This is a genomic window from Chitinophaga sp., assembly GCF_039596135.1.
In the GTDB taxonomy this organism is placed as follows: domain Bacteria; phylum Bacteroidota; class Bacteroidia; order Chitinophagales; family Chitinophagaceae; genus Chitinophaga.
The window spans coordinates 16,161-27,763 of record NZ_JBCNKH010000081.1; the positions used below are offsets into that span (position 1 = coordinate 16,161).

6 protein-coding genes and 1 tRNA gene are annotated in these 11,603 nt (G+C 45.9%); 5 read left to right on the forward strand and 2 right to left on the reverse strand.

Annotated features, from left to right (window positions below; all coding sequences use genetic code 11):
- Positions 1 to 66: 66 nt before the first annotated feature.
- Entirely contained in the window at positions 67 to 1,467 is a 1,401-nt protein-coding gene (locus tag ABDW16_RS27415) for a DUF3500 domain-containing protein (protein ID WP_343674249.1), read from the reverse strand.
- 1,712 nt (positions 1,468 to 3,179) lie between these two features.
- A tRNA-Asp gene (locus ABDW16_RS27420) sits at positions 3,180 to 3,253 on the reverse strand.
- Positions 3,254 to 3,423: 170 nt separating this feature from the next.
- Between ABDW16_RS27420 and ABDW16_RS27425 the strand changes: the two genes are divergently transcribed.
- From ABDW16_RS27425 to ABDW16_RS27445, 5 genes are all read left to right on the forward strand, one after another.
- On the forward strand, positions 3,424 to 4,008 hold the full coding sequence (locus tag ABDW16_RS27425) for an RNA polymerase sigma-70 factor (protein ID WP_343674251.1): 585 nt from the start codon (positions 3,424 to 3,426) through the stop codon (positions 4,006 to 4,008).
- 149 nt (positions 4,009 to 4,157) lie between these two features.
- Positions 4,158 to 5,291 (forward strand): FecR domain-containing protein, encoded by a 1,134-nt coding sequence (locus tag ABDW16_RS27430; protein WP_343674253.1) that lies wholly within the window; start codon positions 4,158 to 4,160, stop codon positions 5,289 to 5,291.
- Between the two features lie 307 nt (positions 5,292 to 5,598).
- Positions 5,599 to 8,952 (forward strand): TonB-dependent receptor, encoded by a 3,354-nt coding sequence (locus tag ABDW16_RS27435; RefSeq protein WP_343674255.1) that lies wholly within the window; start codon positions 5,599 to 5,601, stop codon positions 8,950 to 8,952.
- 23 nt (positions 8,953 to 8,975) lie between these two features.
- Positions 8,976 to 10,529, forward strand: coding sequence for a RagB/SusD family nutrient uptake outer membrane protein (locus tag ABDW16_RS27440; RefSeq protein WP_343674256.1), 1,554 nt, complete (start codon positions 8,976 to 8,978; stop codon positions 10,527 to 10,529).
- 18 nt (positions 10,530 to 10,547) lie between these two features.
- Positions 10,548 to 11,369 (forward strand): PKD domain-containing protein, encoded by an 822-nt coding sequence (locus tag ABDW16_RS27445; RefSeq protein WP_343674258.1) that lies wholly within the window; start codon positions 10,548 to 10,550, stop codon positions 11,367 to 11,369.
- Positions 11,370 to 11,603: the final 234 nt, after the last annotated feature.

Genomic DNA, 11,603 nt, shown 5'->3' on the forward strand with positions numbered 1-11,603 from the left:
AAAGATATGATTTAAAAATTAACTGCGCCTGGAAAACAGACGCAGTTAACTATTCATTGTTCCTGATTAATTAGTTGTTCCACCGTAGTCGTAAGATTTATCTCTCCATACTGAGTGTGGGTGTGTATAGCTTTGCAATACAACGCCACTACCCACAGAGTATTCGATCCATACGTGAGGGCCGTCGATCCTTATATAGTCATACTTCGTTTTCAGGGCAGTAGTACCTGAATAAGCGACATAAGTATCACTCAGCTCATTCGTGTAGGTAGTAATGAAAGAGGAAGAATCTGCAATATCATCCACATATGTTTTAATAGCTTTCAGCAACAGTGCCTGTTCAGACGATGATAAGCTGCTGCCTTTAACACCGATTGAAGTGGTAGGGAAGCTCCAGTCTTTTTGTGGACCACACACCAGATCACTGTAGGTGGCGCTCTGGTAAGCGGATGACAAATTGCTGCTACTAAGTCCGGTAAGCAAACCAGACAATGCTGTTGCCTCCTGATCCAAAGGTACAATGCTGGTACCACTGTAACTGAAAGATGTACCGGCGCTATAAGCACAAGGCTCCACACCTCTGAATGATGGAGTACCGCCTACCAGTGTTCCATTGATGTAAGTGTTGGACAACTGTGTATGGTGACCACCGAAATAAACTTCGAAAGTACCGCTTGTAGATGGTGTACCTAAGATACAAATGTGGAAATTACCCTGTCCATAATCGCTGCCACCGCCATTCGCGTTCAGGTAATTATCAGCCGCGAGCAATTGCATCAATTCGCTGAAACCTTCGTTGTCACTCACTCCGGACACAGCCTTCAATAATGAATCTGCCAGCGCGATCTGAGCAGTGGTCATATCGCTAAACTTCAGCCCTATCCTGTTGCCATAAATTGCATCAGGGAAGTTAGACCATCTGATCGCATAAGAATAAGCATAGCTGATCTGCAAAGATGCCAACTGCGTAGACGTGACAGATGATTCAAGACTACTGATAAGACAAAGCACCTTTTCAATACCCGTCTTTGAAGTACAGTCTGAAGAAGCAGTAGTAGTACCGGAATCTACTGTCAGTGCCAATGTGCAGCTTTGTCCACCGAAACTGATCGCAAAATAAGCAGTACCGCTGTCCGCCGGGGTACCACTAATGCTGTAGGTAAGGTTGCCGGAACCACTTGCCAGAGTTCCTGCCTGTAAAGTGGCTGTAAGACCTGTAACACCTGTGGAGCTGATAGCAGAACCAGCGCTGTAAGTAGCTCCATTACCACCGGTGTAGGGCACTGTAGCTGTGCCACTGTACGCTGTACCTGATGTAGCTGAATCTGAGAAAGTAACGGAAGAACAACTAATTGCAGTAATTGACGCGGATGAGCTATTACTTCCAGATGTGTCCTTCTTACAGGCATTAATAACAATCATGGTTACTAATGCCGTTGCAAAAAGCAATAAAACGTTTTTTTTCATTGTCCTGTAGGTTTTAAGTAAGATTCTTCGCTATAGGGTGATGGCAGGCAGGTTGAATTAAACCCGGCATTTAAAAATTTCCCATTGGGTTCATAGACGGCAATATTTTATAGGGGTTTAATTTAAAATTGAAGAAATTTATCGGTGAATCGGTCGAATGTTGGGGTAAACGGTTGCTAATAGGGATAATTTGAAGGAAAAATTTCCAGAAATTTGGCTGAAAATTTTCTCAGGGGGATCAGGTTAGCTTTTCTAAAGCGCAAAAAAAGCCGCCTCAATTACCTCACTGAGACGGCTTGAACGCAGCAGGCTCCTTTGCCGAAAAGGTACCATACTACTTCTTCTTTATTCAGCTCTCGTCGTAAGTCATTATGATTCGGATATTTCGTTATTCACTATCCGAAGCGAATAAGTTTTTTTATCCTGAAATAATAATCAGTGCAATTCCTTCCAGAGGGGAAATGGGTAAAACCTCAGTCTGGAAACTCAAAATAAGGCTATAGAGGATTATGCCAAAAGGAATAATAAAGTCATTGTTTCCCAGTTTGGAGATACATATGAAAGTGCAAAGACGGATGGTCGCAAAGGGTTTAAAAGAATGCCTGATTATATAGCCAAGCATAAAGGAACAATTAGCCAGATTATTGTTTACATGACAGATCGGTTCAGTAGAACGGGAGGTGCAGCAATAAAACTGACGGAAGATCTTCGCCAAAAGTACGGAGTTACCGTTTATGCAGTAGCATAACCAACTGATACCAGAGATGATTCAGGAGCTTTAAGCCAAGACCTCCAGTTACTTTTTAGTGCTTATGATAACAAGCTAAGAAGAAAACGCACTATCAGTGGCATGAAGAATAAGTTTGAAAATGGTATATGGGTCACAAAGCCACCACAAGGCTACGACATTGTAAAGATTAACAATGAGCGTAAACTGGTAATCAATAAAGAAGGATTGCTTATAAGAAAAGCATTCTTATGGAAGGCTAGTGGAGTAAAGAATGAGGAAATAATGATGCGGCTAAATGCTATCATTTGTGGGATATGTAATGAGCCATTTACAGGCTATGTAAGAAGGAAAAGGACAAAAGCAAAGATATTGGAGTTTTATTATTATAAATGCCGGACAAATGGTTGCAAATGCAATAAGAGCGCTGAGAAATTAAACAAAAAGTTCGGTGATATGCTAGAAAACTTTTCGATTAGTGATGAATATATGCCAGCTATACAATTTGAATTGGAACGACTAAATACAGATTCGTCAAAGGATAAAATGGAGCAGAAAACATCATTAGAAAGGGAATTAGCTGTTGTAGAAAAGAAGATCGAGGATGCAGAAGAAAGCCTACTATTAAATAAGGTGACAACGGCTGTATTCGAAAAGTTCATCAGCCGGTACCAACAAGAAAGACGTACAATTAATGAGCAATTGATAAAATGTACCAAATCCATTTCGAACCTTCCAGAGGCGATCTCACTAGTTTTAGATTTTTCTCGCAAACTCAATACAGCGTGGAGTTCTGCCAATGTTACACAAAAAGAAGAATTACAAAAATTGATTTTTCCTGAAGGAATTGTCTATGAGAAGGAAAAAGGGGCATTTCGAACCCCGAAAATAAATTTTATTTTTCAGCTGATCACCCACCAGTTGGGCGATTCGGCTTATAAAGAAGAAGGGGACTATCATATGTTTTATGATAAGTCCCCTTTTGCGGACCAGACGGGACTCGAACCCGCGACCTCCGCCGTGACAGGGCGGCATTCTAACCAACTGAACTACTGATCCTTACACCCCGTTTCTCTATATCAGGGGGTGCAAATATATGCACTTTTATTTCAATTGTGCAAATTATTTACATAAAAATCTTTCCCCTCCATCAATCACTATCTTTTCTTTAGCTTTACGCCCTCCGGGGGCAAGAGCCAAAACGCTCTGTTTTTTTAATTATGGATCGTATGCCATCAGAAGTAGAAGTGCTGATCAAAATGAAGCAGGGAGATGAATCCGCGTTCTCAACGATCTACCGTCATTATCACGCTTCTCTTTACATATACCTATTACGGTTTTGCAAAATTCCTTCACTGGCGGAAGACCTCGTCCACGACGTATTTCTGAAAATCTGGGAAATCAGAGACCGTATAAATCCTCAATTGTCTTTTTCAGGATACCTGTACCGTATTGCCCGTAATCATGTAATTAAAACCATTGACAAATTAGCGACCGATCAGGCCATGCGGGAACAACTGTTCTCACAACTCAATGAACCCGTTTCCTCCACCCCCGAACAAATGGTCAGAGCCAAAGAATACGACAGGCTTTTTCAGGAAGCATTGGCCCAAATGCCACCCCAACGGTTACGGGTATTCCAACTCTGCCGGCAGGAAGGTAGAAGTTATGACGAAACTGCCGAACTACTCGGTATCTCCCGCAATGCCGTTAAAAAACATATGGTGCTCAGTATGCGGTTCATATATGAATACGTTCACCGTTATGGAGATATCATGGTGGCTATTTATGTAGCGCAGAAGATGCTTAATTAAAAAGCAGAAGATGTTTAATTAAAAAAGAACCTCCCCAAAAAAAGTCCCTCAAAAAAATCCCCCCAAAAAAAATCTCAAAAAAACTTTCTCCCCAAGGTACCCTCAACCTCCATTTCCGGATAATATATACAGACACCTATATAAATCTTATGTCATCAACCACGGAACATTACGAAAAACTGCTCACAAAATACCTTGACGGTCAATGTAATGCAGCTGAAACCGCAGACCTGTACAACTGGCTGCAAACCTCCGGCTCACACCGTGCGCTCCTGAAAACCATGCAACAGGAATTTCAAAAAGCCCTCACCGATCAGCCGGAAATCCCCGCTGAAATCTCTGACCGCATTGAAACCAAACTGCTGCAATCCATCACAACAACCAAAACCAAAATAAAACACATCTGGTACTACGCCGCTGCCTCAATAGCCGCCGCCGTACTGCTATTATTTATACTCAAACAACCTGCCTCCCAACTAACTAAAACACAACTCGCCACTACCGCCATCGCCCCCGGCACCAACAAAGCCATCCTCACTCTTTCCAATGGCTCCACCGTCATCCTCGACTCCGCCGGCAACCAAACCATCCTCCAGGGCACCACCACCGTACTCCAAAAAAACGGCCAGTTGCAATACGCCTCCAAAACCACCAACGAAGCCACCGTTTATAATACACTGACCGTTCCAAGGGGCGGCCAGTTCAACATAATTCTGCCCGACGGCAGCCACGTATGGCTCAACGCCGCCAGCAGCCTCCGCTATCCTACCTCCTTCAATGGAAATGAAAGAAGAGTGGACATCACCGGCCAGGGATACTTCGAAGTCTCCCCCAACGCCAAACAACCTTTCATCGTCCAGGTCAATAACATGGAAGTTCAGGTACTCGGTACCGCCTTCGACATCATGGCCTACTCAGACGAAAAAAGCGTAAACACCACACTTGTACAAGGCGCCGTAAAGGTGAACGACAAACGTCTCTTCCCCGGTCAGCAGGCCGTGATGGACCCTTCTACCGGCCAGATCACCATCCGCGATGCAGATATAGAACAAGTCATCGCCTGGAAAACCGGCTTCTTTGAATTCGACAACGCCCGCCTGTCAGATATACTAAGACAACTCTCCAGGTGGTACGATATAGATATTAATTACAATCAGAAAGGCAACGAAAAGCTCCTCGGCGGCCGCATTAGCCGAAGCCTTCCCCTCTCTGACATCCTCCATATGCTGGAAGCAAATGGACCTGTATTCGAACTTGTTGGAAGAAAATTAACTGTCAAATAAGGCTGGTCATCCACGTAAAATACACCAGTCATTTTAAAACCTAAAACAACGTTATGGAAGTAGCAGAAACTAATTAATCAGGCGTGTCCAAACACAAAAATACCGGAAGCGCTTGCAACACTCCCGGTAAATAATGTCTGGACACAAAAGAAAACAACATCCCGTTACGAATTATTGATTTCAAATTCCCAAACACTACAAAAGTATGGATTTAAACTTATGTGGTAGTACTTCCTATTCCCGGAAGTGCTCATCAACCAAAAATTATTTCGGAATCCACGTTTTCCGAAGTCAAATATTACTCGTTATGAAACTGACCACCTTTTTGTTGCTAGTGGCCTGCCTACAGATCAGCGCAAAAGGATTATCACAGCAAATATCCCTGTCTGAAACAAAAGCACCCCTCAAGAAGGTGCTGAAATCAGTAGCCCGTCAGGCAGGTATCTCCATTATTTATGATGAAGATTTGCTGGCTACAGCTCATCCTGTCACTATTGAGGTTAAAAACGTACCGGTACGACAGGTCCTGGACATCGCTCTTCATGATCAGCCCTTCTCCTATGTGGTAGATGGCACCCGCATCATTGTAAAAAGCCTGCCCGAAACCAAACCTGCCGCCGATACTACTATTACTGTCACCGGCCGTATCACGGACGAGAAAGGTGAACCGGTTCCCGGCGCCAGCATCCGCCAAAAAGATGGCAAAGCTGGCACTGCTACCGATGTCACGGGTTTCTACGCTGTCAAAGTTCCCCAGGGAAGCTCCCTTATGGTGAGCGCCCTCGGCTTCGAAACAGTAACCTGGGCAGTCACCAAGGCATCTATGAACTTTAGCCTGAAAATAGCACAGACAGCCCTCACCGAAACTGTCGTGGTAGGTTATGGCGTTCAAAAGAAAAGCGTTGTCACCGGCGCCATCTCCAGCGTGAGAGCTTCTGACCTGGAAAGTCAGCCTGTTACCCGCCTCGAAGGAGCCCTCCAGGGCCGTACCTCCGGCGTTACCATCGCTGCCGGTTCCGGTCAGCCAGGTTCCAGTGCCACCGTTCGCGTAAGAGGTCTTACCACTTTCAACAACAATGATCCACTTTGGGTGATCGATGGGGTAGTGGTAGACAATGGCGGTATCGGTTACTTAAATCAATACGATATCGAATCTATCGAAGTATTGAAAGATGCTGCTTCCCAGGCCATCTACGGTGCCCGTGCTGCTGCCGGTGTAATCCTGGTGACTACCAAAAAAGGTAAAGCAGGCACCCTGCAGGTCAATTACAATGGTTACTATGGTAACTCTGAACCTGCCCGCAAACTGAAACTCCTCAATGCCACCCAATATGCTACCCTGCGCAATGAAGCTTCTGTAGCTGCCGGCAATGGCATCGTCTACGCAGACCCTGCTTCTTTAGGTAAAGGCACCGACTGGCAGTCCCTCATCTTCAACAACAGCGCTGCACGCCAGAACCACGAAGTAAGTGTGAGCGGTGGTAATGACAAGTCTACTTTCTATTCCTCTTTCGGTTATCTGAAACAGGACGGTATCGTAGCAACCGACATCTCTAAATACGAACGCATTAACCTGCGTCTGAACTCTACACACAAACTGTCCAGGTTTGTGACCTTTGGCGAAAACGTAGGCTATGCTTACGACAAAGCCCTGGGCGTAGGTAATACCAACAGCGAATTTGGTGGTCCGCTCAGTTCCGCTATCAACCTGGATCCAACTACCCCTGCGGTAATTACCGATCCGGCTGTAGCCGCTGCTGCACCTTATACCAATACCGGTATCCGCCGTGATAAAAATGGCAATCCTTACGGTATATCCAGCGCAGTAGGACAGGAGATCACTAACCCACTCGCCTATATTTCCACACGCCTGGGCAACTATAGCTGGTCACACAACATCGTAGGTAATACCTACCTGGAAATTGTGCCAATCAAAGGGCTGAAACTCCGCTCTACCCTCGGCTCCAAAATCGCCTTCTGGGGATCTGAGACTTTCACACCCATCTCTTACCTGAACTCTTCTACCATCTCTTCCCGTACTTCTTTTTCACGTAGTCAGAATTCAGGATTTGCATGGAACATAGAAAATACCGCTTCTTATACAAAAGATATCCGGAAGAACTCCTTCACCATCCTCTTAGGTCAGGGTGCTTATATGGACAACCGTACAAGAGCGACCACGGTTACTTTCTACGACGTGCCTGCTAACACTTTTGAAGAAGCAAGCATGAACTTCAAAGTAGCTTCAGACAACCGTACCTCCGATGGTAGCGAAGGTGCTGACCACAGGATCTCTTCACTCTTTGCCCGTGTAAATTACGCCTACGATGAAAAGTACCTGGTAGAAGGTATCGTACGTCGTGATGGATCTTCCCGCTTTGGCGCCAACAACAAGTATGGTACATTCCCATCCTTCTCACTGGGTTGGAATATCTCTAAAGAAGGTTTCTGGCCACAGCAGAACATCGTAAATTTCCTCAAACTGAGAGGTGGTTACGGTGTGGTAGGTAATGATAACATCGGTGACTTCGCTTACCTGTCTACCATCGGTAGCGGCCGAAACTATGCCTTCGGTAATTCAGGTAGTTACCTGATCGGTTACAGCCCGAATGCACCTTCTAACCCTGACCTGAAATGGGAGTCCACCAGCCAGACCAACGTCGGTTTTGAAGCCACTGTTTACAACGACTTCCGGGTAGCCTTCGATTGGTATAAAAAGGTGACAAAAGACATCCTTCAGAACCCACGCATACCTTCATACGTTGGTGCCATCTCTAACCCCGCTGCAAACGTAGCTGACATGGAGAACACCGGTGTGGAACTGGAACTGGGTTATCACAAAAAACTGGGCGAAGTAGAACTGAATGTAAATGCAAACGTTTCTTATACTACTAACAAGGTTACTAACCTGGGTAAAGGTATTAATTACCTCTCCGGTGGTCAGACGTTCCAGTCATCCAGCTATCCTATCACCCGCACTGCCCTGGGCCAGCCGCTGAACAGCTTCTATGGCTTCAAAACAAACGGCATCTTCCAGACACAGGCCGAAGTGGATAACTACACCAGCAAAGCAGGTGGTAAAATTCAGCCGGATGCAAAACCAGGCGATTTTCGTTGGGTAGACACCGATGGTGATGGTTCCATCACTGAAGCTGACCGTCAGTTCCTCGGCAATCCTACACCTACCTGGACATATGGTGGTACTATCAATGCTGCTTATAAAGGTATCGACGTCGTAGTATTCATACAGGGCTCCGCTGGCAACAAGATCTTCCAGGGGCTTCGCCGCCTGGACATCCTGAATGCCAACTGGCAGACAAAAGCCCTGGGCCGCTGGACAGGCGAAGGTTCTACAAACGACTATCCAAGACTGATATCTACAGATCCTAACAGGAACTTTACCAATCCTTCCGATTTCTACCTGGAAAATGGCAGCTATTGCAGGATCAAATCCTTACAACTGGGTTACTCTATTCCTACCTCCATCACCAAAAGAGTGGGCATTGAGAAATTCAGAATTTATGTAATGAGCGAAAACCTGCTCACATTCACGAAGTACACCGGTTACGATCCTGAAATCGGGGGCGGCGTATTCAGCATCGACAGGGGTATCTATCCCCAGGCAAGATCCTTCATGCTGGGTGTGAACGCTACTTTCTGATAAACTGATAAAAGCAAATTACAATGAAGAAAAAATACATTCCACATATATTGACATTCGCTATCGGCCTGCAATTGATGAGCGGCTGTAGCAGTAGTTTCCTTGAAGTAAAACCAAAAGGCACCAACCTCGAAGCTAACTATTACAAAAACCAGACAGAGGCCTTCAACGGACTGGTGGCCTGTTACGATGTAGTAGGCTGGCAGGGTGGTAACTATGTGACCAAAGTAGGTGCTATGAACGCCGGTTCTGACGACCACCTTGCAGGTGGTGGTGGTGCCAATGACGTAACTGCCTTCCAGGTATTTTCTAACTATACACTGACACCTGATCAGGGCCCGCAGGATGAACTCTGGAAGAAAGGCTTTTCCGGTATCTTCCGCGTAAACACGCTGCTGGAGAAACTACCAGGTGTGCCAATGGACGACGCGACCAAAGCCCGTTATACTGCAGAGGCAAAATATCTCCGTGCATTCTTCTACTTCGACCTGGTGCGTTTGTTTAAAAATGTACCACTCTTTACCAAACCTGTTTCTACCAGTGATATGTACAATGTAACGCAGGCTACTCCTGAAGAAGTGTACAAACAAATTGAAACAGACCTGCAGGCTGCTATTGCAGAAACCAATCTGCCTGACCAGGTACCTGTGGCTACCGAAGGTGGCCGTGCTACCAAAGGTGCTGCTCACGCCCTGTTAGGTAAAGTATATCTCTATGAGAAAAACTATAACGCTGCTGTAACAGAACTGGCCGAAGTAAACGGTACAGTGCCTGGTAGTACCAATGCAAAATATGGTTACAACCTCCTGGCTAACTTCGGTGATCTCTGGAAGTCAGACAACGGTAGTAAGTTCAACAGTGAGTCTATCTTCGAAGTAGCATTTACTGCTTCCTCTGCAGGTTCATGGGATTGCGTGGCTTGTACTGAAGGAAATGTGCTGAACATCATGGTAGGCCCAAGAGGTTACAAAGCCCTGAAAGCTGGTGCTCCTGATTATGTATCAGGATGGAGTTTCCTGGTAGTGACCAAAGAACTGTTTGATGCTATTCACTATGATCCCCGTTATCCCTATACCGTTGCCAACCTGGATAGCTTAAAGGCCAATGGCATTGCCAGCTATGAACCTGGTTACAAGAATACCGGTTACTTTTTGCAAAAGCTCATCGGCTTCAACTACAATAAAACAACCGGTGGTGGTAATATTGAGTTGAACTTTCCACAGGACCTGTACGAAATCCGCTTAGCCGATACGTACCTCATGGAAGCTGAAGCACTCGTAAAAGCAGGTCAGGGCGGTGGCGCCGGTACCCGGGCTTACCAGCTGCTGAACGCTGTACGTGCCCGTGTAGGACTCACTGCTATCGAAGCGACAGACGACAACATCTTCAATGAAAGAAGACTGGAACTGGCTGGCGAAGGTCATCGCTGGTTCGACCTGGTGCGTACTGGCAGGGCACCTTCAGTACTGGGTAGCCGTGGCTTTGTAGCTGGTAAGCATGAAATCTTGCCAATTCCATTGTTAGAGCTGGAAAATACAAAGCTGGAACAAAGCAAAGAATGGGGCGGAACTAAATAACACATCAAACTGAATTACATGAAACGCTATATAGGTACTTTGGCAGTGGCAGCTATGTTGTCCTGCGCTATGCCGGCCTGCACGCCGGAGTCATCTACAAAAGAGCTGGGGGCCTTGCCCACCGCTTCTTTCACCGCTACACCCCTGTCATCCAATCCGAATAGGGTAGTGGTAGCATCTACTACCAAAGGAGGTTTTATCTGGAACTGGACGATCAGCGACGGAACTACTGCCAAGGGGGAATCAGACACATTGCATTTCTCCAAAGCAGGAGAATATACCGTACAACTGACCGTATTCACCAATGGTGGTTATGCCACCACTGCACAGAAAATCACGATTGCCAACGATGCACCTACCATCGATTTGCTGCATGCAACAGACTGGACAATCCTGAATACCGGTGGCACGCAAACCACTATTACCAACACAAATGGTACATTGAATTTCTCCAATACCGGCAATACCAATGGTGCCATCTACCAGCAGGTAATGGTAAAGGCACATACACCTTATACTTTTGCTGCGAATATCAAAGGCTCAGGTGCTACCAATAGCTGGCTGGAAGTATATTGTGACACCATCGCGCCAGTTCAGGGCAAAGATTATGGTGGCACTAAATATGTAGCTATGAATACCTGGTCTGGCTGCGGTACCATTCCATTCGATGGCAATATTGCTGCAATAGGTTGTGATGGTGGCGGAAAAGGTAAGAATGGCTATATGGAGTTTTCCAAGGCTGATACTGTCTGGGTACTGATAAAAGGCGGTAGCTCCGGTGGTACATTAGGTACCGGTGGTATGACGCTGTCAAATATCCAGTTCCTGGAAGAACAATAATCATAGCGGGGTTTAAAGCAGCCTTTGGTTGCTTTAAACCCCGCCTCCGGCATTTCATCGCTGCCTTCGGCAGCGATGAAATGCCGGTAATAAAAATTTAAGCTTATGCTCGCAAGATTCCTCCCTCTTTTCCTACTCATCTTCACCTCCTGCTCCGGCAAAGGTGGCACCGACACTACCTCCACCGGCCCCGTTACCCCCACCTCCCCCATAGACAGCGGCTGGACTTTCGAA